The organism is Ideonella sp. (assembly GCF_041918995.1).
Taxonomy (GTDB): Bacteria; Pseudomonadota; Gammaproteobacteria; order Burkholderiales; family Burkholderiaceae_C; genus Ideonella.
Window position 1 is genome coordinate 331,762 of the sequence record NZ_JAYRUN010000001.1, and the last position, 22,117, is coordinate 353,878.

The 22,117-nt window shown below is 72.9% G+C and carries 19 protein-coding genes; 10 read left to right on the forward strand and 9 right to left on the reverse strand.

Annotation, left to right across the window (positions count from 1 at the left end; all coding sequences use genetic code 11):
• Positions 1-131: 131 nt before the first annotated feature.
• From ACE3UN_RS01565 to ACE3UN_RS01580, 4 genes are all read left to right on the forward strand, one after another.
• Entirely contained in the window at positions 132-776 is a 645-nt protein-coding gene (locus ACE3UN_RS01565) for a TIGR02281 family clan AA aspartic protease (protein ID WP_374673138.1), read from the forward strand.
• Positions 773-1,300 (forward strand): hypothetical protein, encoded by a 528-nt coding sequence (locus tag ACE3UN_RS01570; protein ID WP_374673139.1) that lies wholly within the window; start codon positions 773-775, stop codon positions 1,298-1,300. Before ACE3UN_RS01565 ends, ACE3UN_RS01570 begins: the two co-directional genes overlap by 4 nt.
• A 116-nt stretch (positions 1,301-1,416) precedes the next feature.
• Complete coding sequence (locus tag ACE3UN_RS01575; protein ID WP_374673140.1) at positions 1,417-2,616, forward strand: acyl-CoA dehydrogenase family protein; 1,200 nt, start codon at positions 1,417-1,419, stop codon at positions 2,614-2,616.
• Between the two features lie 21 nt (positions 2,617-2,637).
• Complete coding sequence (locus ACE3UN_RS01580; RefSeq protein ID WP_374673141.1) at positions 2,638-3,771, forward strand: acyl-CoA dehydrogenase family protein; 1,134 nt, start codon at positions 2,638-2,640, stop codon at positions 3,769-3,771.
• Between the two features lie 24 nt (positions 3,772-3,795).
• Here the strand turns inward: ACE3UN_RS01580 and ACE3UN_RS01585 are convergent, their stop codons facing one another.
• The gene (locus ACE3UN_RS01585) at positions 3,796-5,469 is read right to left on the reverse strand and encodes a methyl-accepting chemotaxis protein (protein ID WP_374673142.1); all 1,674 of its coding nucleotides are present in this window, start codon (positions 5,467-5,469) and stop codon (positions 3,796-3,798) included.
• Positions 5,470-5,587: 118 nt separating this feature from the next.
• Positions 5,588-6,169: an alpha-ketoglutarate-dependent dioxygenase AlkB gene (locus tag ACE3UN_RS01590; protein ID WP_374673143.1), complete on the reverse strand. Its 582-nt coding sequence runs from the start codon at positions 6,167-6,169 to the stop codon at positions 5,588-5,590.
• Positions 6,170-6,257: 88 nt separating this feature from the next.
• On the opposite strand from ACE3UN_RS01590, the gene ACE3UN_RS01595 reads away from it, so the two are divergent.
• Positions 6,258-11,081, forward strand: a complete 4,824-nt coding sequence (locus tag ACE3UN_RS01595; protein ID WP_374673144.1) for an NAD-glutamate dehydrogenase — start codon at positions 6,258-6,260, stop codon at positions 11,079-11,081.
• Positions 11,082-11,103: 22 nt separating this feature from the next.
• On the opposite strand, the gene ACE3UN_RS01600 is transcribed toward ACE3UN_RS01595, so the two are convergent.
• A complete protein-coding gene (locus tag ACE3UN_RS01600) occupies positions 11,104-11,496 on the reverse strand; it encodes a VOC family protein (protein WP_374673145.1) in 393 nt (130 codons plus the stop codon).
• Between the two features lie 64 nt (positions 11,497-11,560).
• On the opposite strand from ACE3UN_RS01600, the gene ACE3UN_RS01605 reads away from it, so the two are divergent.
• The 3 genes from ACE3UN_RS01605 to ACE3UN_RS01615 are packed head-to-tail and all read left to right on the forward strand — an operon-like array spanning position 11,561 to position 13,913.
• On the forward strand, positions 11,561-12,295 hold the full coding sequence (locus ACE3UN_RS01605) for a 16S rRNA pseudouridine(516) synthase (RefSeq protein WP_374673146.1): 735 nt from the start codon (positions 11,561-11,563) through the stop codon (positions 12,293-12,295).
• A 32-nt stretch (positions 12,296-12,327) separates the two neighbouring features.
• Entirely contained in the window at positions 12,328-13,308 is a 981-nt protein-coding gene (locus tag ACE3UN_RS01610) for a bifunctional riboflavin kinase/FAD synthetase (protein ID WP_374673147.1), read from the forward strand.
• A complete protein-coding gene (locus tag ACE3UN_RS01615; RefSeq protein ID WP_374673148.1) occupies positions 13,305-13,913 on the forward strand; it encodes a DTW domain-containing protein in 609 nt (202 codons plus the stop codon). The genes ACE3UN_RS01610 and ACE3UN_RS01615 overlap by 4 nt, the downstream gene beginning before the upstream one ends.
• Positions 13,914-13,947: 34 nt before the next feature.
• On the opposite strand, the gene ACE3UN_RS01620 is transcribed toward ACE3UN_RS01615, so the two are convergent.
• Genes ACE3UN_RS01620 through ACE3UN_RS01630 form a run of 3 tightly spaced genes read right to left on the reverse strand, consistent with a single transcriptional unit; the run spans position 13,948 to position 15,159 of the window.
• Complete coding sequence (locus tag ACE3UN_RS01620) at positions 13,948-14,154, reverse strand: hypothetical protein (RefSeq protein WP_374673149.1); 207 nt, start codon at positions 14,152-14,154, stop codon at positions 13,948-13,950.
• A gap of 12 nt (positions 14,155-14,166) precedes the next feature.
• Entirely contained in the window at positions 14,167-14,643 is a 477-nt protein-coding gene (locus tag ACE3UN_RS01625) for a CreA family protein (RefSeq protein ID WP_374673150.1), read from the reverse strand.
• A 36-nt stretch (positions 14,644-14,679) separates the two neighbouring features.
• On the reverse strand, positions 14,680-15,159 hold the full coding sequence (locus ACE3UN_RS01630) for a VOC family protein (protein WP_374673151.1): 480 nt from the start codon (positions 15,157-15,159) through the stop codon (positions 14,680-14,682).
• 376 nt (positions 15,160-15,535) lie between these two features.
• Between ACE3UN_RS01630 and ileS the strand changes: the two genes are divergently transcribed.
• Complete coding sequence (gene ileS / locus ACE3UN_RS01635) at positions 15,536-18,409, forward strand: isoleucine--tRNA ligase (protein WP_374673152.1); 2,874 nt, start codon at positions 15,536-15,538, stop codon at positions 18,407-18,409.
• Positions 18,409-18,915 (forward strand): signal peptidase II, encoded by a 507-nt coding sequence (gene lspA / locus ACE3UN_RS01640; protein WP_374673153.1) that lies wholly within the window; start codon positions 18,409-18,411, stop codon positions 18,913-18,915. Before ileS ends, lspA begins: the two co-directional genes overlap by 1 nt.
• A 26-nt stretch (positions 18,916-18,941) precedes the next feature.
• Here the strand turns inward: lspA and ACE3UN_RS01645 are convergent, their stop codons facing one another.
• The 3 genes from ACE3UN_RS01645 to ACE3UN_RS01655 form a co-directional block, all read right to left on the reverse strand.
• Positions 18,942-19,133, reverse strand: coding sequence for a hypothetical protein (locus tag ACE3UN_RS01645; protein ID WP_374673154.1), 192 nt, complete (start codon positions 19,131-19,133; stop codon positions 18,942-18,944).
• A 173-nt stretch (positions 19,134-19,306) separates the two neighbouring features.
• A complete protein-coding gene (locus tag ACE3UN_RS01650; RefSeq protein WP_374673155.1) occupies positions 19,307-20,467 on the reverse strand; it encodes an anhydro-N-acetylmuramic acid kinase in 1,161 nt (386 codons plus the stop codon).
• Positions 20,464-21,870: a peptidoglycan DD-metalloendopeptidase family protein gene (locus ACE3UN_RS01655; protein ID WP_374673156.1), complete on the reverse strand. Its 1,407-nt coding sequence runs from the start codon at positions 21,868-21,870 to the stop codon at positions 20,464-20,466. The genes ACE3UN_RS01650 and ACE3UN_RS01655 overlap by 4 nt, the downstream gene beginning before the upstream one ends.
• Between the last annotated feature and the right edge of the window lie 247 nt (positions 21,871-22,117).

A 22,117-nucleotide genomic window follows, 5' to 3' on the forward strand; every position in this document is an offset into this window, starting at 1 on the left:
GCCGCGGACCGGCAGAGCCGGCTCCGGGCATGGAACCCCCACGCTCGCTGGCGCTCGCTGCCCCCCGAGGGGGCGCATGCCGCGGACCGGCAGAGCCGGCTCCGCGCACGCCGCTTGGAGGGTGGCGTTCGATGCTGCGCATCGTCGCCACCGTGGGCGTGGCGCTGTGCGTGCAGGGGCAGGCGCGGGCGCAGCAGGTGCAGTTCAACGGCACGCTGGGCAGCAGCAAGGCGGTGCTGGTCATCGACGGCCAGCTGCACACGGTGGCCGTGGGGGCCACGGTGCGGGGCGTCACGCTGCGCCGCCTGGGGGCGGATGAGGCGGTGGTGGTGGTCGGCGGCGAGCCGCGCACCGTGCGGCTGGGCGAGAGCCCGGTCAGCCTCGGCGGCTCGGGCACGGCCGGAGGCGGGCGCGAGATTGTGCTGCCGGTGGGCGCAGGCGGCCACGTGGTCACCGAGGGCAGCATCAACGGCCGGCCGGCCCGCTTCATGGTGGACACCGGGGCCACCCAGATCGCCATGGGCGCGGCCGATGCCGAGCGCCTGGGCCTGAAGTACGAGGGCGGGCGCCGCGGCATGGCCAGCACGGCCGGCGGCATGGTGCCGATGTACGAGGTCACCCTGCGCAGCGTGCGCATCGGCGACGTGGAGCTGAACAACCTCACCGCCGGCGTGGTGCAGGCCGCCATGCCGCATATCCTGCTGGGCAACAACTTCCTCTCGCGCTTCCGCATGCGGCGGGAGGGCGACACCATGCGGCTGGAGAAACTCCCATGACCCGACGTCCTTGTGCCCTGGCCGCCCTGGCCAGCCTGGCCGCCCTGCTCGCCACGCCGCTGGCGCTGGCCCAGCCGGCCACGTCCCTGGCCGCCTGCCGCGCGCTGGCCGATCCGGCGAAGCGCCTGGCCTGCTACGACGCCCTGCCCCTGCCTGCCGCCACCGCGCCCGCGGGCGGCCCGCCGCCGGCCACCGCCACCCCGACCGCGTCGGCCGGGGCCGCGCCGGCAGCTGCCGCCGCGCCTGCCGCGCGGTCGCCCACCGCCCAGTTCGGCTTCGAGCAGCGCGACGTGGCGGCCGCGCCCGACGCGATCGACAGCCACATCGAGGGCCGCTTCGACGGCTGGCGCCCCAAGGACCGGCTGCGGCTGGCCAACGGCCAGGTCTGGCAGGTCATGGACGGCAGCTCCGCGGTGCTCGACCTGAACCAGCCCAAGGTGCGCGTGCGCCGGGGCGTCCTGGGCGCGTTCTACCTCGAGATCGACGGCACCGGCCGCATGCCGCGGGTCAAGCGCATCGAGTGAACGCGGCCCCTGCCCTCGGGACTCACCCTGGGGTGGCCCGGGCTTGTCGCCTCAGGGACAAGGCGGCATCGCACGGTCGTGCTAGAAACTCCGGTTGAGACCGGAGACACGCCGCCATGGACTTGAACCTGACCGCGGAAGAACTCAGCTTCCGCCACGAGGTGCGCGACTGGGTGCGCGCCAACCTGCCCGAGGACATCAGCCGCAAGGTCTTCGCCTCGCAGCGCCTGTCGCGCGACGACATGCAGCGCTGGGCGAAGATCCTCGGCGCCAAGGGCTGGCTGGGTTATGCCTGGCCGCGCCAGTTCGGCGGCCCGGGCTGGAACGCGGTGCAGAAGCACCTGTTCGAGGAGGAATGTGCGCTCGCCGGCGCGCCGCGCATCGTGCCCTTCGGCCCGGTGATGGTGGCGCCGGTGATCATGGCCTTCGGCTCGCCCGAGCAGCAGCAGCGCTTCCTGCCGGGCATCGCCTCCGGCGAGGTCTGGTGGAGCCAGGGCTATTCCGAACCCGGCTCAGGCTCCGACCTGGCGTCGCTGAAGACGCGCGCCGAGCGGCGCGGCGATGTCTACATCGTCAACGGCCAGAAGACCTGGACCACGCTCGGCCAGTACGGCGAGTGGATCTTCTGCCTGGTGCGCACCAGCACCGAGGGCAAGCCCCAGACCGGCATCAGCTTCCTGCTCATCGACATGAAGTCGCCCGGCGTGACCGTGCGGCCGATCATCATGCTCGACGGCGAGCACGAGGTGAACGAGGTGTTCTTCGACAACGTCGAGGTGCCGGCCGCCAACCTCATCGGCGAGGAGAACAAGGGCTGGACCTACGCCAAGCACCTGCTGGCGCACGAGCGCACCAACATCGCCGACGTGAACCGCGCCAAGCGCGAGCTGGAGCGGCTCAAGCGCATCGCGCAGTCCGAGGGCCTGTGGGACGACCACCGCTTCCGTGACCAGATCGCGCAGTTGGAGGTGGAGGTGGTGGCGCTGGAGATGATGGTGCTGCGCGTGGCCAGCGCCGAGCGCAGCGGCAAGCACAGCCTGGACGTGGCCGGGCTGCTGAAGATCCGCGGCAGCGAGCTGCAGCAGCGCTACACCGAACTGATGATGCAGGCCGTCGGCCCCTTCTCCTGGCCGTACCTCCACGAGGCCATGGAGGCCGGCTGGCAGGGCGACCAGGCGCTCGGCGGCGCGTGGCCCGGCGGCGTCGCCCATGCGGCACCGCTGGCCGGCACCTACTTCAACTACCGCAAGACCACCATCTACGGTGGCAGCAACGAGGTCCAGCGCAACATCGTGGCGCAGACCGTGCTGGGCTGAAGGCCGGAGGAGACCGACGACATGGATTTCGATTTCTCCGATGACCAGGTGTCGCTGCGCGATGCGGTGGCCCGCTGGGTGGACAAGGCCTTTCCCTTCGAGCGCCGCCACGCGATCGCGCAGGCCGGCGGTGCCACGCGCGCCGTGTACGGCGAGCTCGCCGAGCTCGGCCTCACCGCGCTGGCGGTGCCCGAGGCCCACGGTGGCATGGGCTTCGGCCCGGTGGAGGCCATGGTGGTGATGGAGGAACTCGGCCGCGGCCTGGTGAACGCCCCGCTCGCCCAGGGTGCCCTCATCGCCCCCGCGCTGCTGGCGCAGGCGCCCCAGGCGCTGCAGGCGGCCTGGCTGCCGAGGGTGGCCGACGCCAGCGCGCTGGTGGTGCTGGCCCACCAGGAGCGCGCCGCGCGCTACCACCTGGACCGCGTGGCGACCCGGGCGGTGGCAGCGGGGGCCGGCTACCGGCTCACCGGCACCAAGAGCCTGGTGCCTGCCGGCGACGAGGCCGACGCCTTCATCGTGCCAGCGGTGCTGGGCGGTGCGGACGACGACGACAGCGGCATCGGCCTGTTCCTGGTGGACAAGGCCGCTGCCGGCCTGTCACCCCGCGGCTACGCGACGCAGGACGGCGCGCGCGCCGCCGAGCTGATGCTGGCCGACACGCCCGCCGAGCTGATCACCGCCGACGGCCTGCAGGCCTTGCAGGCCGGCGTGGACGTGGGCATCGCCGCGGTGTGCGCGGAGGGCGTGGGGGTGATGGACCGCCTGCTGGCCATGACCGTGGAGTACATGAACACGCGCAAGCAGTTCGGTGTGCCCATCGCCAGCTTCCAGGCGCTGCGCCACCGCGTCGCGGACGTGAAGATGCAGGTGGAGCTGGCCCGCTCGATGAGCTACTACGCCAGCCTGCGCCTGGGCGACGAGCCGGCGCGGCGTCGGCAGGCCGTGTCGCAGGCCAAGGTGCAGGTCGGTCAGGCCGCGCGCTTCGTGGGCCAGCAATGCATCCAGCTGCACGGCGGCATCGGCGTCACCGACGAGTACGCCGGCAGCCACTACTTCAAGCGCCTGACGATGATCGAGATGCAGTTCGGCGACACGCTGCACCACCTGGGCGAGGTGTCCGCCCGCATGCAGGAGACGGCGGGCGCGCTGGTCTGAGGGCGGAGCGCCCGCCCGGGCCGCTCAGAAGCTCTGCCACTGCGCCGCGGCCGCCGCGGGCTGCGGGGTGGCCACGGCGATGCCGCGCGTCATGGCCGCCCGGGGGCGCGCCGCCGTGTCCATGGGCCCGCTGGCACCCAGACGGAAGGACTGCACCACCTCGGCCAGCCCGCGGGCCTGCTGCTGCAGGCTGTCCGCGGCGGCGGCGCTCTGCTCCACCAGCGCGGCGTTTTGCTGCGTCACGTCGTCGAGCTGCGACACCGCATTGGCCACCTGGTCCACGCCGCGGCTCTGCTCCACCGTGGCGGTGCCCATCTCGGCGATGAGCGCGCTGACGCGGCCCACCTGGCGCACGATCTCCTGCATCGTGGCGCCCGCCTCGTTGACGAGCTGCGCGCCCGCCTCCACCTTGTCCACGCTGGTGCCGATCAGGGCCTTGATCTCGCGCGCCGCCTCGGCCGAGCGGCCCGCCAGGCTGCGCACCTCGGTGGCCACCACGGCGAAACCGCGGCCCTGCTCGCCGGCGCGGGCGGCTTCCACGGCGGCGTTGAGCGCCAGGATGTTGGTCTGGAACGCGATGCCGTCGATCACCGTGATGATCTCGGCGATCTGCCGCGAGCTGGCGCTGATGTCACCCATGGTCGCCACCACCCGCTGCACCACGTCGCCGCCCTGCTGCGCGACAGCGCTGGCCGAGGTGGCCAGCTGGGTCGCCTCGCGGGCCGAATCGGCGTGCTGCTTCACGCTCACGTTCATCTGCTCCATCGACGCCGCCGTCTGCTGCAGGTTCGACGCCTGCTGCTCCGTGCGCTGCGACAGGTCGGAGGTGCCGGTGGCGATCTCCTGCGACGCGGTGGCGATGGAATCGGACGCGCTGCGCACCTGGCCCACCACCTGGGCCAGCCCCTGCTGCATGTGGCCGAGCGAGGCCATGACGCTGCCCGCCGGCGCGGACTGCGCATCGGCGATCGGAGACAGGTTGCCCTCGGCCACCTGGCGCGCCACCTCGCCGAGCCGGTCCGGCTCGGCGCCGAGGGCGCGCACCAGGCTGCGGGTGATGGCGAAGGCCAGCGCGCCCGCCAGCACCAGGCCCAGGGCGCAGCCGGCCAGCAGCAGCTGGCGGCTCAGCTCGAAGCTGGCCTGCGCCTGGTCGGCCTCGGCGCGCGCGGCGGCCGTGGCGTGGTCGGTGTAGGCCTGCACCGCGGCCAGCAGCGCCTCCAGCAGCGGGCGGCAGTCGCGGTCGATCCGCTGCACGGCCTCGTCGCGCCGGTCGGCCATGGCCAGGCCCACGATGTCCAGCGCCACCGGGCCGTAGCGCGATTCCACGCTGTCGATGGCCGCCACGAGCGCGGCGTCTTCGCGGGCATCCGGGTCCAGGGCCAGCGCGGCCTTCAGCGCCGCCAGGGTCGTGCCCATGGCGGCGTGGGCCTGCGTCACCCGGCCGTGCTCCACCTCGCGCTGCGCCGGGTCGGCGATCAGCACCAGGTTGCGTGCACTCACCGCCCTGGCGTTGGCGGCATCGAGCACCTTGTTGGCCAGCTCGATGGAGCGCGCCTTGTCATTGACGTAGTGCGTGTAGCTGCGGTTGCTCTGGCCCAGGGCATACAAGGACCAGGCGGCCAGCAGCAGCATGACGACCACGAGGATGCCGAAACCGGCGGTCAGTCGGGCGCGGACGGAGAGGGAATGTAGGTGCATGGCAGGGGGGCTCGAAAAGAGGAGGAGAGCGCACCTGCACTCTATCACTTTCATTTCATTAGTATCATTTTGATCGGCGCTGCCTTGCGACTTCTATCACGCGGCCTGCCGGCGCGCCTCACTGCTCGCGGGCAGTCCGGAAGGTGACCGACCAGCGCCAGTCCGGCACCGGCGGCACCTGGTGCTGCCATCCCCAGCGCGCCGAACCGGCCAGTTCGTACACGGAGCCCGGCGCCACCGACCACCGGCACACCCTCCCGCCGGGCGTGGGCGGCCAGGGCCGCAGGCACAGCACGGCCGGCGTCCCCAGGGAGACGCCGGCGATGCGCTCGAAGTCGGGCACGTCGCGGTGCCAGCCCAGGGGCGTGCCCGGGGCGTACTCGGCCACCAGCGCCTGCACCAGCGCCTGCGGCGCCACGCCCATCCACGCCGCCACGCGGTCGCGCAGCGGCCACAGGGCGGGCGGCAGGGGCGGCGCCGGGTCCAGCCGGTGGGCATCGAAGTCGTAGCGCCCCCCGAAGCTGGCCACGCGGCGGCGCGCGGTGTGGCCCTTGTAGTCGGCGTGGGCCAGGGGCACGGCGCGCACCACCTCCAGCCAGTGCGCCTGCTCGGCAGGCGTGAGAAAGCCTTCCTCGTAGCGCCCGCCGGGCGGCAGCAGCGGCGGCGCCTCGGCCGCGTCGAACAGGGGGCGTTGATCCACGGCGCCGAGTCGGCAAGGGACAGGCCCAGGCCCCGCCGGCCGTCGGCCGGCGTAAGCTGCCCCCACCTCAGCACGAAGGGCACGCCTGATGAGCGAATCCACCGACACCCCGCGCCGCGAACGACTGGCCGCCGTGATGGCCCTGGCCGCCCAGCGGCTCCCTGCGGACCGCCTGCCGCCATTCGAAGCCTATGCGCGCGAGTGCCTGCGGCAACTGGACGGGGACGACCTGGAGGCCCGCAGCGCGGAGGACCAGTGCGGCGGCCTGCTCTCGCACTGGCAGTTCGGCGCCCAGCGCACCCCGGGCCAGCCCAAGGTGCGGGCGCTGAGCCCGGTGGTGGCCGAGCATGGCTGGTCATCGCGCCACACGGTGGTGGAGGTGGTCAACGACGACATGCCCTTCCTCGTCGATTCCACGTCGATCGAGATCCACCGCCAGGGCCTGACCCTGCACCTCATCGTGCACCCGATCTTCCGCGTGCAGCGCGACGCCCAGGGCCAGCTGACGTCCATCGCCGCGGGCGGCGAGGCGGGCGACGGGGCCCTGCGCGAATCGTGGATGCACATCGAGGTGGACCGCCTGGTGGACGCCACCCAGCGCGCCGCCCTGGTGGGCGGCATCGAGCGCGTGCTGGCCGACGTGCGGGCCGCCGTGGAGGACTGGCCGGCCATGTCCGAGCGGCTGCAGGCCGTCATCGACGAACTGGCGCAGGCGCCCGCCCTGCTGCCGGCGGACCAGCGCGCCGAGAGCGTCGCCTTCCTGCGCTGGCTGGCGGACGAGCACCTGACCCTGCTGGGCTACCGCCAGCACGACCTGGTGCACCTGGCCGGCGACAGCGCGCTGAAGCTGGTCCCGGGCACCGGCCTGGGCGTGCTGCGCGAGAGCCCGGGCGACAAGGCCTCCGCCGGCCTGTCGCTGCTGCCGCCGCAGGCGCGCGAGCTGGCCCTGGCCCCGGCGCCCCTGCTCGTCGTGACGAAGGCGAACACCCGCTCCACCGTGCACCGCCCCGGCTACACCGACTACATCGGCGTCAAGCGCTACGACGCCGACGGCCGGGTGGTCGGCGAGCACCGCTTCCTGGGCCTGCTCACGTCCACCGCCTACAGCGCCCGGGTGGCGGAGACACCGCTGCTGCGCGGCAAGGTGGGCGCGATCGCCGAGCGTGCCGGCCTGCCGGCCGGTGGCCACCTGGCCAAGGCGCTGGCCCACATCCTGGAAACCTACCCGCGCGACGAGCTGTTCCAGATCCGCGACGACGAGCTGTACGAGACCGCGCTGGGCATCCTCGCGCTGGGCGACCGCCAGCGCCTGCGCGTGTTCGTGCGGCACGATCCCTTCGGCCGCTTCGTGTCCTGCCTGGTGTACGTGCCGCGCGAGGCCTACTCCACCGAGCTGCGGGTGAAGATGCAGCGCCTGCTGATGGAGGCCTACGCCGGCACCAGCGCCGAGTTCGACGTGCTGCTGTCCGACGCCGTGCTGGCGCGCATCCACTTCACCGTGCGCACCGCCCCCGACGCCACGCCGCAGGTGGACCGGCGCACGCTGGAAAAGCGCCTCGCGGAAGCCGCGCACCGCTGGGACGACGCGCTGCGCGACGCCCTGACCGAGGCCGAGGGCGAAGCGCGTGGCCTGGCGCTGCTGAAGGCCTGGGGCCCGGCCTTCCCGGCCGACTACCGCTCGCGCGTGCCGGCGCGCGCCGCCGTGCCCGATGTGCGCGCCGTGGCCTCGCTGGGCGACGCGCAGGCGCTCGCGCTCACGCTGTACCGCCCGCTGGGGGCGTCGCCCCAAGCGCTGGGCTTCAAGGTCTACCGCCTGGGCGAGCCCATCGTGCTGTCCGACAGCCTGCCCATGCTGGAGCACATGGGCGTGCGTGTGCTGGGCGAGCAGAACCACCGGCTGCGCCAGGACGGCCGCCAGGTGTCGATCCACGACTTCGAGCTGCACGCGGCCGGCGTCACGGAGGAGATCGAGCACGAGGCGCTCGCCCGCCTGTTCGAGGACGCCTTCGGCCGCGTCTTCCGCGGCGAGGTGGAAAGCGACGACCTCAACAAGCTGGTGCTGCGCGCCGGCCTGGCCGCCGACGAGATCGTGGTGCTGCGCGCCTACACGCGCTACCTCAAGCAGATCGGCTTCGCCCTGTCCCAGGCCGCGGTGGAGGCCACGCTCACCAGCCACCCGCGCATCGCGCGCATGCTCGTCGCGCTGTTCCGCCTGCGTTTCGACCCCGCCGCCCACCACCCCGAGGGCGAGACGGCCCAGGTCAACGCCATCACCCAGGCGCTGGACAAGGTGAGCAACCTGCAGGACGACCGCGTGCTGCGCCAGCTGCTGGCGCTGGTGCAGGCCACGCTGCGCACCAACTTCTGGCGCACCGGCACCGGCCACTCCGGCGCGGCCGGCCCGCGGCGGCCGTTCCTGTCGTTCAAGCTGGATTCGCGCCGCGTGCCCGGGCTGCCCGAGCCCAGGCCCATGGTGGAGATCTTCGTCTACTCGCCGCGCTTCGAGGGCATCCACCTGCGCGGCGGCAAGGTGGCCCGCGGCGGCCTGCGCTGGTCCGACCGGCCGGAGGACTTCCGCACCGAGGTGCTGGGCCTGGTGAAGGCGCAGATGGTGAAGAACACGGTCATCGTGCCGGTGGGCAGCAAGGGCGGCTTCGTGCTGAAGAAGGCGCCGCCGCCCACCGAGCGCGAGGCCTGGCTGAAGGAAGGCATCGCCTGCTACCAGGACTACCTGCGCGGCCTGCTCGACCTGACCGACAACCGGGTGGCCGGCGCGGTGGTGGCCCCGCCGCAGGTGGTGCGCCACGACGACGACGACCCGTACCTGGTGGTGGCCGCCGACAAGGGCACGGCCACCTTCTCGGACTTCGCCAACGCCGTGAGCGCCGAGTACGGCCACTGGCTGGGCGACGCCTTCGCCTCCGGCGGCAGCGTGGGCTACGACCACAAGGCCATGGGCATCACCGCCCGCGGCGCCTGGGAATCGGTGAAGCGCCACTTCCGCGAGCGCGGCCTGAACACGCAGACCACCGACTTCACCGTGGTGGGCATCGGCGACATGTCGGGCGACGTGTTCGGCAACGGCATGCTGCTGTCGCGCCACATCCGGCTGCTGGCGGCGTTCGACCACCGCCACATCTTCATCGACCCCAGCCCGGATGCGGCCGTCTCCTTCGCCGAGCGGGAGCGGCTGTTCGCGCTGCCCCGCTCGTCGTGGGCCGACTACGACACCCCGCTCATCTCCGAGGGCGGCGGCGTGTGGGCCCGCTCCGAGAAGTCGATCCCCGTGTCGCCCCAGGCCCGTGCGGTGCTGGGCATCACCTCCGAGCGCCTGACGCCGACCGAGCTCATCTCCGCCATCCTCAAGGCGCCGGTGGACCTGCTCTACAACGGCGGCATCGGCACCTACGTGAAGGCCAGCACCGAGAGCCACGCCGAGGTGGGCGACCGGGCCAACGACGCGCTGCGCATCGACGGGCGCGACCTGCGGGCCAAGGTGGTGGGCGAAGGCGGCAACCTGGGCTTCACGCAGCGCGGCCGCATCGAGGCGGCCCTGGCGGGCGTGTCCATCAATACCGACGCCATCGACAACTCGGCCGGCGTGGACACCTCGGACCACGAGGTGAACATCAAGATCCTGCTCGGCCTGGCCATCGCCGACGGCGAGATGACGCTGAAGCAGCGCAACACCATCCTGGCGCAGATGACCGACGAGGTCGCGGCGCTGGTGCTGCGCGACAACGTGTTCCAGACGCAGGCACTGTCGGTGACCAACCGGCTGGGCGTGCGGCTGCTGGACCAGGAGGCGCGCTTCATCCGCTTCCTGGAAAAGGCCGGGCGCCTGAACCGCGCCATCGAGTACCTGCCCAGCGACGAGACCATTGCCGAGCGGGCCGCCAAGGGCCAGGGGCTCACCACGCCCGAGCGCGCCGTGCTGCTGGCCTACAGCAAGATGTGGCTGTTCGACGAGATCCTCGCCTCCGACCTGCCGGAGGACCCGTGGATCGGCACCGCGGTGGAGCGCTACTTCCCGGCCGCGCTGCGCGACAGCCTGGGCGCCTACATCCCGCGCCACCCGCTCAAGCGCGAGATCATCGCCACGCACGTGCTCAACAGCATGGTCAACCGCGTGGGCGCCACCTTCGTGCACCGCCTGGCCGACATGACCGGGGCCCGGCCGGCGCAGGTGGTGCGCGCCTACCTGTGCACGCGCGAGGTCATGGGCCACGTGGCGCTGTGGCAGCAGGTGGAGGCGCTGGACAACCACGTGCCCGACACCGTGCAGAGCGAGATGCTCATCGAGGAAGGCTGGCTCACCGCCCGCGCCACCACCTGGTTCCTGCGCTACAAGCGCCTGGCCGAACCGATGGAGCAGACCTTCGGCCGCTTCCGCGCGGCGGTGGACGCGCTGCGCGAGCCGCTGGCCGTGCAGGCCGCTGCGTCCTCCCAGGCACAGGCCTGGGTGACGGCCGGGGTGCCGTCCGCCCTCGCCTGCCGCGTGGCCAGCGCGGACGGCCTGTTCGCCGCGCTGGACATCGCAGAGGTGGCCGAGGCCACCCAGCGCGAGGTGCGCGACGTGGGCGAGGTGCACGTGGGCATTGCCGCCCGCCTGGGACTGGGCGCGCTGCGCCAGCGCATCGAGGCCCTGCCCGGCCGCAGCCACTGGCAGGCGCTGGCCAAGGCCGCCCTGGGCGACGACCTGGCCGGCGTGCAGCGCGCCATCACCCAGCAGGTGCTCGCCGCCGATGTCTCCGGCGGCAGCACGTCCGGCTCGATGCTGGCCGTGTGGGAGGCCGCCAACACCGACGCGCTGGAGCGCGTGCAGCGCGTGCTGGGCGAGCTGGCCGACGCCCCGCAGGCCGACCTGGCCATGCTGTCGGTGGCGCTGCGCGAGCTGCGGCACCTGGCCTGAGGCCACGCCGCCCGGCCCGGGCCTAGCCCGGCGCCGGCGCGTGGCAGACGGCCTCGATGTTGTGGCCGTCGGGGTCGCGCACGAAGGCGCCGTAGTAGTCGGGGTGGTAGTGCGGGCGCAGGCCGGGCGGGCCGTTGTCGGTGCCGCCGGCCGCCATGGCCGCGCGGTAGAACGCATCCACCAGTTCGCGCCGTTCCACACGGAACGCCACATGCATCGGCGGCTGGTTGGGCGTGCCGCCATGGATCCAGAAATCCGGCTTGGGCGGCTCGCCGAAGCCGGCCACGTCGGACGACTTCGTCACCGCGGCGGGCAGCTCCATCAGCAGTCGGTAGCCGATTGGCGCCAGCGCGGCCTCGTAGAAGCGCTTGCTGCGGGCGAAGTCGCTCACCGCGACACCCGTGTGATCGATCATGGGCAGCTCCTGTGCGCCGCCATGGCAGCCGGGCCGACGCGGCCCCAGGCCCTACCATGGCGGGGTGAAACTCTCGCAGATTCTGTTCTCCCAGGGCTTCGGCACGCGCCGCGGCTGCGTGGGATTGGCATTGGGCGGTGCCGTGCGCGTGGCCGGCGCCGTGGTGGACGACCCCGACGCCGACCTGCCCACCGAGGGGCTGGTGCTGGAGGTCGACGGCAAGCCCTGGCCCTACCACGCGCGCGCCCTGGTGATGCTGCACAAGCCGGCCGGCTACGAGTGCTCCCAGAAGCCGCGCCACCACCCCAGCGTGATGACGCTGCTGCCCGCGCCGCTGCGCGAGCGGGGCCTGCAGCCGGTGGGCCGGCTGGACGAGGACACCACCGGCCTGCTGCTGCTGACCGACGACGGCACGCTCATCCACCGCCTCACCTCGCCGAAGAAGCACGTGCCCAAGGTGTACGAGGTGGGCTGCAAGCACCCGGTGGAGCCGGCGGTCCTGCAGCGCCTGCGCGACGGCGTGGTGCTGGACGACGACCCGGCCCCCGTGCGCGCTGCCGCCTGCGAGGCCACCGGCACGCACGACCTGCGGCTGGTGCTCACCGAAGGCAAGTACCACCAGGTCAAGCGCATGGTGGCCGCGGCCGGCAACCGCGTGGAGCGCCTGCACCGCAGCGCCTTCGGCCCGCTGCTGATCCCGCCCGGCCTGGCGCCGGGTCAATGGGCCTGGGTGGACATCGACCACGGGGGCCCCGATTGGTGCGCCGCCCCGCCGCCCAGCCCGGCCGCCGCCCGCTGACGGGTGGCGGCCAACGCATAACATCCCGCCCCATGCGCATACTTCGTGGCCTGCACGCCGACCAGGCAGCCGCCGGCCTCTCCCGCGGCCGCGGCCGCGCCCTGACCATCGGCAACTTCGACGGCGTGCACCGTGGCCACCAGGCCATGCTGGCGCTGCTGAACAGCGAGGCACGGCACCGCGGCCTGGCCAGCTGCGTGATGACCTTCGAGCCCCATCCGCGTGATTTCTTCGCGCAGCGCGCGGGCAAGCCGGAGCTGGCGCCCACGCGCATCGCCACCCTGCGCGACAAGCTCGCCGAGCTGGCCCGCTGCGGCGTGGACGAGGTGCTGGTGCTGCGCTTCGACGAGCGCCTGGCCAGCCTGCCGGCCGAGGACTTCATCCAGCGCATGCTGCGCGAGCGCCTGGACACGCGCTATGTGCTGGTGGGAGACGACTTCCGCTTCGGTGCCCGGCGCGCCGGCGACTACGCCATGCTCGACGCCGCGGGCGCGCAAGCCGGCTTCGACGTGGCCCGCATGATGAGCTACGAGGTGCACGGCCTGCGGGTGTCCAGCTCCGCCGTGCGCGAGGCCCTGGCCGCGGGCGACATGGCGCGCGCGGCCACGCTGCTGGGGCGCCCCTACGCCATCAGCGGCCATGTGGTGCACGGCCGCCAGCTGGGCCGCGACCTGGGCTTTCGCACCCTCAACCTGCGCTTTCCCTTCCACCGCCCCGCGGCGCACGGCATCTTCGTGGTGCGCGTGCACGGCCTGTCGGCCACGCCGCTGCCCGGGGTGGCCAGCCTGGGCGTGCGCCCCACGGTGGAGGACGCCGGCCGCGTGCTGCTGGAGACCCACTGCCTGCAGTGGCCCCAGGCGCTCGGCCTGGACGCCGGCTACGGCCGCCTCGTCTCGGTGGAGCTGCTGCACAAGCTGCACGACGAGCGCCGCTACCCCTCGCTGGACGCGCTGAAGGCCGGCATCGCGCAGGACGAGGCCGACGCGCGGGCCTGGTTCGCCGCGAACGCTTGAACCCGCCACCCCACAGTCGCCGGCCCGTCTGCCCGCGCTGCCTGCGCCCGCAGCCCACCTGCGTCTGCGCCCTGGCGCGGCCCACGGCCCACCGCACCGAGGTGCTGGTGCTGCAGCACCCGCACGAGCAGCGCCAGGCCAAGAACAGCGTGACGCTGCTGCGCCTGTCGCTGGCCCGCTGCGACGTGGTGGTGGGGGAGCACTTCCCGCCGGAGGCCCTGCAGGCCCTGCTGCACCGCCCGGGACGCGACACGCGGCTGCTGTACCCCGACGTCCCCGCGGCGCCTGCCCCGGCCGCCGCGCCGGTCACGCCAGGCGCACCCGTGCGGCTGGTGGTCATCGACGCCACCTGGCGCAAGAGCCTGCGCATGCTGCTGGTGCATCCCGCGCTGGCGGCGCTGCCGAGGCTGGCGCTGCACACCCCCCCGCCCACGCGCTACCGCGCCATCCGGGCGGCGCGTCGGGCCGACCAGGTCTCCACGCTGGAGGCCACGGTGCAGGCGCTGGCGATGCTGGAGGGCCCGTCGTTCGACGGCCACCCTCTGCTGGACGCCTTTGGTGAGTTCGTGGCCGCGCTGGCCTCGCAGCGCAGGCCTGGCCACTGAGGCGGTGGCCGGCACAGCCCTCAGGCCTCAGCCCTCAGCCTTCAGACAGCCAGGCGGGCAGGCGCGCCAGATCCGCGTCCACGTTCATCGCCTCGCTGGCGCGCTCCAGCGCCTGCCACAGCGGTGGGGGCATGGCGAGGATGGCGTCGGGCGACTTCGCCCGCGCGATCCACGCCTCGATCGCCCCGTGCTCCGTCGGGGTCAGCAGGTCCAGGTGGAGCATTTCGTCGATGGTGCGCACGGCGGGCCTCCCTCAACGCAGCGGGATCGGCACGGCGCGGTCCACCGGCACTGCCGTCACGCTGTTCTGCGGGGAGCCTTCGATGACCCGGTCCGAGTAGGTCAGGTAGACCAGCGTGTTGCGCCCCGCATCCACCATCCGCACCACGCGCAAGCGCTTGAAGACCAGCGAGATCCGTTCGCTGAACATCTCCTCCTGCTGCTTGAGCGGCCTGGGAAACGAGATGGGCCCGGTCTGCCGGCAGGCGATGGAGGCTTCCGCCTTGTCCTCCGCCAGCCCGAGGCCCCCCTTGATGCCTCCCGTCTTGGCGCGCGAGACATAGCAGGTCACCCCCCTGACCCCCGGATCGTCATAGGCGTCCACGACGATCTTGTGGTCCGGCCCGACGAGCTTGAACACGGTGTCCACCTCGCCCACCGGCTCGGCGCGGGGGGCGTGGGCCACGGCGAGGGCGAGGGACGACAGGGCGGTGAGGAGCAGGGGCTTCATGGCCGCATTGTGAACACTTTGGGCCGGCGGATCGGCTCACCCCCGCACCGCCGCCTCGATCGCCGCGACGTCGATCTTGCCCATCTCCATCATGGCCTCGAAGGCGCGCCGGGCGGTGGCCGGGTCGGGGTGGGCGATGGCGGCGGTCAGCACGCGCGGCGTGATCTGCCACGACAGGCCCCACTGGTCCTTGCACCAGCCGCAGGCGCTTTCCTGGCCGCCATGCCCGACGATGGCGTTCCAGTAGCGGTCGGTCTCGGCCTGGTCGTCGGTGGCCACCTGGAAGGAGAAGGCCTCGCTGTGCTTGAACATCGGGCCGCCGTTCAGGCCCAGGCAGGGGATGCCCAGCACGGTGAACTCCACGGTCAGTACGTCGCCGCGCTTGCCGGAGGGGAAGTCCGCCGGTGCCCGGTGCACGGCGTCCACATGGCTGTCGGGAAAGACGCTGGCGTAGAACTCGGCGGCCTCGAGGGCCGTGCCGTCGTACCAAAGGCAGATGGTGTTCTTGCTGGGCATGCCGTGCTCCTGGTGGTGGCGGGAAGAAGGACCGGTCGCCGGTCCGCGCATGGGTCACGACGATCGGCGGGCCGACCGTTCGACATCCGCAGCATGCGCCGGCGCCGCCCTGCCGGCCATCCCCCCGCGCGACTAGAATCGGCCCATGGTCACCCCCTTCGTCCGCCCTGTGCGCATCTGGCGCGCCCTGCGCCTCGCGCAAGGCCATGCCTGCACGCGCCGGCAGACGACGCGCGACCGAATTCGGCACGGCGGCTGACGCGGCTTCTTCGTCCGCGTTCACTCCCGCCCGGCGCGCCACCTCTCGGGGTCGCTGCGCCGCCTGCACCGCCCGACACCGCGCGCCTTGCGCCCAACAAGCGAGCGCGCCCCCGCCATGACCGACGCGACCCCCGACTACCGCCGCACGCTGAACCTGCCCGACACGCCCTTCCCCATGCGCGGCGACCTCGCCAGGCGCGAGCCGGGCTGGGTGACGCAGTGGGAGGACGAAGGCACCTACCAGCGCCTGCGCGAGGCGCGCTGCGGCGCGCCCAAGTTCATCCTGCACGACGGCCCGCCCTATGCCAACGGCCAGATCCACATGGGTCACGCCGTGAACAAGGTGCTCAAGGACATGATCGTCAAGGCCCGGCAGCTGGCCGGCTTCGACGCGCAGTACGTGCCCGGCTGGGACTGCCACGGCCTGCCCATCGAGAACGCCATCGAGAAGAAGCACGGCCGCAACCTCAGCCGCGACGACATGCAGGCGAAGAGCCGCGCCTACGCCACCGAGCAGATCGCCCAGCAGATGGCCGATTTCAAGCGCCTGGGCGTGCTGGGCGACTGGCACCGGCCCTACCGCACCATGGATTTCGCCAACGAGGCCGGCGAGATCCGCGCCTTCAAGCGGGTGATGGAGCGCGGCTTCGTCTACCGCGGCCTGAAGCCGGTGTACTGGTGCTTCGACTGCGGCTCGTCGCTGGCCGAGTTCGAGATCGAGTACGCGGACAAGAAGAGCCAGACGCTGGACGTCGCCTTCCTGTGCGCCGAGAACGAGCGCCTGGCCGCGGCCTTCGGCCTGCCGGCGCTGGCCGGCGAGGCCTTCGCGGTGATCTGGACGACGACCGCCTGGACGCTGCCTGCCAACCAGGCGCTCAACCTCAACCCGAAGATCGAGTACGCGCTGGTGGAGACGCAGAAGGACGGCCGGACCGCCTTCCTGCTGCTGGCCACGCAGCTGGTCGAGAAGTGCCTCGCCCGCTACGGCCTGACCGGCCAGGTGGTGGCCACCACGCTGGGCGAGCAGCTGGGCGGCATCCGCTTCCGCCACCCGCTGGCCCACGTGGATGCCGGCTACGACCGGCTGAGCCCCATCTACCTGGCCGACTACGCCACCGCGGACGACGGCACCGGCATCGTGCACTCGTCGCCCGCCTACGGCCTGGACGACTTCATGTCCTGCGTCTCGCACGGCATGGCCTACGACGAGATCCTCAACCCCGTGCAGGGCAACGGCAGCTATGCGCCGGAGCTGGCGCTATTCGGCGGCCAGAACATCTGGAAGGCAGCGCCGGTCATCATCGACACCCTGCGCCAGGCGGGGCGGCTGATGGCCACCGAGACCATCACCCACAGCTACCCGCACTGCTGGCGCCACAAGACGCCGGTGATCTACCGCGCCGCGGCGCAGTGGTTCATCCGCATGGACGAAGGCCAGGGCGTGTTCACCAAGGACAAGGCCCCCAAGACCCTGCGCCAGATGGCGCTGGACGCCATCGACCAGACCGGCTTCTATCCCGAGAACGGCCGGGCGCGGCTGCGCGACATGATCGCCAACCGGCCCGACTGGTGCATCTCGCGCCAGCGCAGCTGGGGCGTGCCGCTGCCCTTCTTCCTGCACAAGGACTCGGGCGAGCTGCACCCGCGCACCATGGAGATCCTGGACCAGGCGGCCGACATCGTCGAGCGCGGCGGCATCGAGGCCTGGAGCCGCGTCACGGCCGAGGAGATCCTGGGCGCAGAGGACGCGCCGCACTACACCAAGAGCAGCGACATCCTGGAGGTGTGGTTCGACTCCGGCTCCACCTTCAGCCACGTGCTGCGCGGCACCCATGCGCAGGACGCGCGCGGCACCGCGGGCTTTCACGACAGCGGCCCCGAGGCCGACCTGTACCTCGAAGGCCACGACCAGCACCGCGGCTGGTTCCACTCGTCGCTGCTGATCGCCTGTGCGCTCGAAGGCCGCGCGCCCTACCGCGGCCTGCTCACCCACGGCTTCACCGTGGACAGCCAGGGCCGCAAGATGAGCAAGTCGCTGGGCAACGGCATCGACCCGCAGGCCGTGAGCCAGAAGCTGGGCGCCGAGATCATCCGCCTGTGGGTGGCCGCCAGCGACTACTCCGGCGACATCGCCGGCGACGACAAGATCCTGGCCCGTGTGGTGGACGCCTACCGCCGCATCCGCAACACGCTGCGCTTCCTGCTGGCCAACGTGAGCGATTTCGACCCGGCCACCGACGCCGTGGCGGGCGACGAGCTGCTGGAGATCGACCGCTACGCCCTGGCGCGCTGTGCCGAGCTGCAGGCCGACATCCTCAAGCACTTCACGGCCTACGAGTTCCACCCGGTGGTGGCCAAGCTGCAGGTGTACTGCTCGGAAGACCTGGGCGCGTTCTACCTGGACGTGCTGAAGGACCGGCTCTACACCACCGCGCCCAAGAGCCTGGCGCGGCGCAGCGCGCAGACCGCCCTGTGGCACATCACCCAGGCCATGCTGCGCTGGATGGCGCCCTTCCTCAGCTTCACCGCCGAGGAGGCCTGGCAGGTCTTCGCCCACGGCACGGCCTCGCGCCAGACCATCTTCACCGAGACCTACTGGCCGCTGCCGGCGCCCGACGCCGGGCTGCTCGAGCGCTGGGGCCGCATCCGCGCCATCCGCGAGCTGGCCAACAAGGAGATCGAGGCGGTGCGCGCCACCGGCGCGGTGGGTGCCTCGCTGCAGGCCACGCTCACGCTGACCTGCCCGCCGGAAGACGCGGCCCTGCTGCGCAGCCTGGGCGACGACCTGCGCTTCGTCACCATCACCTCCGCCGCCACCGTGGTGGAGGGTGACACGCTGGCCGTGCAGGTGAGCCCGGCCACGGCGCCCAAGTGCGAGCGCTGCTGGCACTACCGCGACGACGTGGGCACGAACCCCGCGCACCCCACGCTGTGCGGCCGCTGCGACACCAACCTGCACGGCGCGGGCGAAACCCGCCACATCGCCTGATGGCCACCGCCCGCCGCTCCTCCGCTGCCGGCAGCACGCCGGGCCTGGCCCTGTGGCTGGGCCTGGCGCTGGTGGTCATCCTGCTGGACCAGTTCACCAAGACGCTGATCCTGGGCGATTTCCAGTACGGCGAAAGCCGCACGGTCACCTCGTTCTTCAACGTGGTGCGGGTGCACAACACCGGGGCGGCCTTCTCCTTCCTGGCCGGCGCCTCGGGCTGGCAGCGCTGGTTCTTCATCGGCCTGGGGCTGGTGGCCTCGGCGCTCATCGTCTGGATGCTGAAGAAGCACCCCGGCCAGACGCTGTTCTGCTTCGCGGTCACCATGATTCTGGGCGGCGCGCTGGGCAACGTCATCGACCGCCTGCTGCACGGCTACGTGGTGGACTTCATCCAGCTGCACTACGCCGGCCGTGCCTTTCCCAGCTTCAACCTGGCGGACAGCGCCATCACGCTGGGCGCCATCTGCCTGGTGCTGGACGAGCTGCGGCGGGTGCGCCGCAGCTGATCGGCCGGAGCGGCCCCTTCAGCCGTTCAACGCGCCGCCGTGGTGCCCGCCACCTGGGCGGTGCGCGTGGCCGCGGGCGGCGGCATCTCGGTGTCCAGCATCATCACCGCCACCAGGGCGGTGATCGAGGTGCAGGCCAGCGCCAGGGCGGCCCAGGTGCCGCGCGGCACGCCGCGGCGTCGGATCGTGGGGCGGATGCAGGCAGTGGCGGGGTGCATGAGGTCCTCCAGGGGCGTGGCGGGGTGGATCGCCATGGCCAACCCCGGCCGCGGTCCGGCAGGGTGGGCCGGCGCCGCACGGGGCACTGCGGCCGTGGCAAGCACGGCCTGTGCCACCTTTGCTGCACCGCAGCAGGGCGCCAAGCGCGCCCCGCGGCGCCCTCCGCCTGCGCTCAGGCCGGGTGGACCGCGCCCAGCACCCGCATCCCGCGGGCCCCGGTGACGGCCGGCAGGTTGCCGGGCTCGCCGGCCAGGCAGGCGCGCGCCAGCCAGGCAAAGGCCGCGGCCTCCACCTGCAGCGGCGGCAGGCCGGCCTCGGCGGTGGACCGCACGGCCACCCCGGGCAACGCCACGGCCAGGCGCTGCATCAGATGGGCATTGAGGGCACCGCCGCCACACACCAGCAACTCGGGCACGCCGGGCGCATGGGCGCGCAGCGCGTCGGCCGCCGCCACCACCGTGAACTCGGCCAGGGTGGCCTGCACGTCCTCGGGGCGCAGGCTGCCGTGCGCCGCCAGGTGGGCGTGCAGGTGGGCGTCCAGCCAGCCCGCGTGGAACAGGTCGCGGCCGGTGCTCTTGGGCGGTGGCTGGTGCAGGAAGGGCTCGGCGCACAGGCGCGCCAGCAGGGCCGGCTGCACCTGGCCGGTGGCGGCCCAGGCGCCGTCGGCGTCGAAGGCTGGGCCGCGCTGCCGCTGCACCCAATGGTCGAGCAGCGCATTGGCGGGGCCGCAGTCGAAACCGCGCACCACGCCCGCCGGGTCGTCGGCGGCCGGCAGCAGCGTGAGGTTGGCGATGCCGCCCAGGTTCAGCAGGGCGCGGGGGTGGCCAGGCAGCCCGAACACCCGGGCATGGAAGGCGGGTACCAGCGGCGCGCCCTGCCCGCCGGCCGCCACGTCGCGCGGGCGGAAATCGGCCACCACGGTGCAGCCGGTCAGCTCGGCCAGCAGCGCGGGGTTGTTCAGTTGCAGGGTGTAGCCCGTGCCGTCGAACTCACGCGGCCGGTGGCGCACGGTCTGGCCGTGCGAGCCGATGGCGGCGATGGCCGCTGCGGCCCCGGGGGGCCGCAGCGCCTGCACCACCTCGGCCTGCACGCGTGCCAGCGCATTGGCCGCCAGGGCGGCGCGGTGCAGCTCGTCGGCGCCGCCCGGGGTGTTCAGTGCCATCAGCTCGGCGCGCAGCCCAGCGGTAAAGGGGCGGTGCGCATGGGCGCGCACCTCCAGCGCACGGTCGGCGCCGGGCTCGAAGGCCACCAGCACGCCGTCCACCCCGTCCAGCGAGGTGCCCGACATCAGGCCGATGAACAGCCCGCCCGCCGGGCCGGGGCCGGCGGTCACTCCCGGCCGACCACGCCGCGCAGGTCGTCGGCCACGTCCAGCTGCGTCTTCAGCGCCAGCGCCACCTGCTGGAAGCGCGGGCGCTGCGAGGCGTCGAGCACCACGGCCTCGGAGGCCTTGGCGATCTTCACCGGGTTCTGGTGCACGCCGTTCACGCGGAACTCGAAGTGCAGGTGCGGGCCGGTGGCCCAGCCGGTGGCACCCACGGCACCGATGCGCTGGCCCTGGTCCACCCGGGAGCCGTTCTTCACGTCGATGCGCGACAGGTGGGCGTAGAGCGTGCTGCGGCCACCGGCATGGCGCACGATCACCACGTTGCCGTAGCCGTTCTGGCGGCCGGCGAACTCGACCACGCCGTCGCCCACGGTGCGCACCGGCGTGCCGGTGGGCGCGCCGTAGTCGGTGCCCAGGTGCGCGCGCATGACCTTGTGGATGGGGTGCATGCGCATGGCGAAACCGGAGGTGACGCGCGAGAACTCCATCGGGCTGGCCAGGAACGCCCGGCGCTTGCTCTCGCCGCGGAAGTCGTAGTAGCCGCCCTTGCCGTCGGCACCCTGGAACCACACCGCCTGGTGCGCCTCGCCGGCATTGACGAACTCGGCGGCCAGCACGCGGCCGGTGCCCTGGTTCCAGGTGATGGGCTCGCCGTCGGCCGTGAGCGCTTCGTAGACGACGCTGAATTCGTCGCCCCGGCGCAGCTCGCGGTGGAAGTCGATCTCGGCCGCGAACATCTCGGCCATCTGCACCGCCACGGCGTCGGGGATGCCGGCGTCGTCGGTGGCGGCGAACAGCGAGCTGCGGATCACCCCGCCGGCCAGGCGCGTGGTGCTGCCCAGCGGCGCCGTTTCCAGCATGGTGGTGAAGCTGCCGTCGGCGGCGCGCTCGATGGTCAGGCGGTTGAACCGCGCCGGACCGGCCACCCCACCGTCGTCCTCGGCCGGGTAGCGGGCCACCAGCGAACGCAGGCGGCCGTCGTCGTCGGTCTCGGCCGACACCATCTTGCCGGCGCGGCCGGCCAGCACACGCTGTCCGTGGCGGTCGGTGCGCAGGAAGCGCGCGGCCTCCGCGTCGGCCACACCCAGCCGCTTGAGCAGGGTGTCCGCAGTGTCGCTCGGCCGCGTGGTCTCGCTGCGGCGCAGCTGCAGCGGCAGCTCGGCCAGGGCGTTGGCCTGCTCCAGCAGGTTCTCCGGCTCGACGGCTTCGGTGATGGTGCGGCGGGGCAGCTCGGCCGCGTCGGGGGCCAGCGGCGCGATGCCGAAGGCCGTGACGCCGAAGCCGGTCATCAGCACCGCCAGGGTGGTGACGACGCCGCGGCGGTGGGCGGCGAGGAATTCGCGGGCGGCGAGGGCCGCGGTGCGCAGCGAGGCCGGCAGGCCGGGCGCAGCAGAGGGTTCCAGGGGCATCCGGGGGTTCCACGAAGGCGGCGGACGCTGGGCGCGGCTTCTTGGGCCGCGGCAGGCACCGCCTGGGTGTCCAACACACGCTGCACGGGGATCGGACGGGCCGGGCCAATGCAGCGCTCGAGAGGGGCCGGGGGCCTGGGTGGGGCCGGCCCGTAGAATCTGCCGCTTGCCCGGCCACCTTCGTGGTGGCCCGGCCGGCTGGCTGGCCGGGGCGGCGCTCGAGGCGCCGGAGCCCGATCCAGGCGTG

Bases quoted from the DNA above. Each gene is read 5' to 3' on its own strand.
- ACE3UN_RS01565 (WP_374673138.1), top strand. From the start codon at position 132: ATGCTGCGCATCGTCGCCACCGTGGGCGTGGCGCTGTGCGTGCAGGGG.
- ACE3UN_RS01570 (WP_374673139.1), top strand. From the start codon at position 773: ATGACCCGACGTCCTTGTGCCCTGGCCGCCCTGGCCAGCCTGGCCGCC.
- ACE3UN_RS01575 (WP_374673140.1), top strand. From the start codon at position 1,417: ATGGACTTGAACCTGACCGCGGAAGAACTCAGCTTCCGCCACGAGGTG.
- ACE3UN_RS01580 (WP_374673141.1), top strand. From the start codon at position 2,638: ATGGATTTCGATTTCTCCGATGACCAGGTGTCGCTGCGCGATGCGGTG.
- ACE3UN_RS01585 (WP_374673142.1), bottom strand. From the start codon at position 5,469: ATGCACCTACATTCCCTCTCCGTCCGCGCCCGACTGACCGCCGGTTTC.
- ACE3UN_RS01595 (WP_374673144.1), top strand. From the start codon at position 6,258: ATGAGCGAATCCACCGACACCCCGCGCCGCGAACGACTGGCCGCCGTG.
- ACE3UN_RS01600 (WP_374673145.1), bottom strand. From the start codon at position 11,496: ATGATCGATCACACGGGTGTCGCGGTGAGCGACTTCGCCCGCAGCAAG.
- ACE3UN_RS01610 (WP_374673147.1), top strand. From the start codon at position 12,328: ATGCGCATACTTCGTGGCCTGCACGCCGACCAGGCAGCCGCCGGCCTC.
- ACE3UN_RS01625 (WP_374673150.1), bottom strand. From the start codon at position 14,643: ATGAAGCCCCTGCTCCTCACCGCCCTGTCGTCCCTCGCCCTCGCCGTG.
- ACE3UN_RS01630 (WP_374673151.1), bottom strand. From the start codon at position 15,159: ATGCCCAGCAAGAACACCATCTGCCTTTGGTACGACGGCACGGCCCTC.
- ileS (WP_374673152.1), top strand. From the start codon at position 15,536: ATGACCGACGCGACCCCCGACTACCGCCGCACGCTGAACCTGCCCGAC.
- lspA (WP_374673153.1), top strand. From the start codon at position 18,409: ATGGCCACCGCCCGCCGCTCCTCCGCTGCCGGCAGCACGCCGGGCCTG.
- ACE3UN_RS01645 (WP_374673154.1), bottom strand. From the start codon at position 19,133: ATGCACCCCGCCACTGCCTGCATCCGCCCCACGATCCGACGCCGCGGC.
- ACE3UN_RS01655 (WP_374673156.1), bottom strand. From the start codon at position 21,870: ATGCCCCTGGAACCCTCTGCTGCGCCCGGCCTGCCGGCCTCGCTGCGC.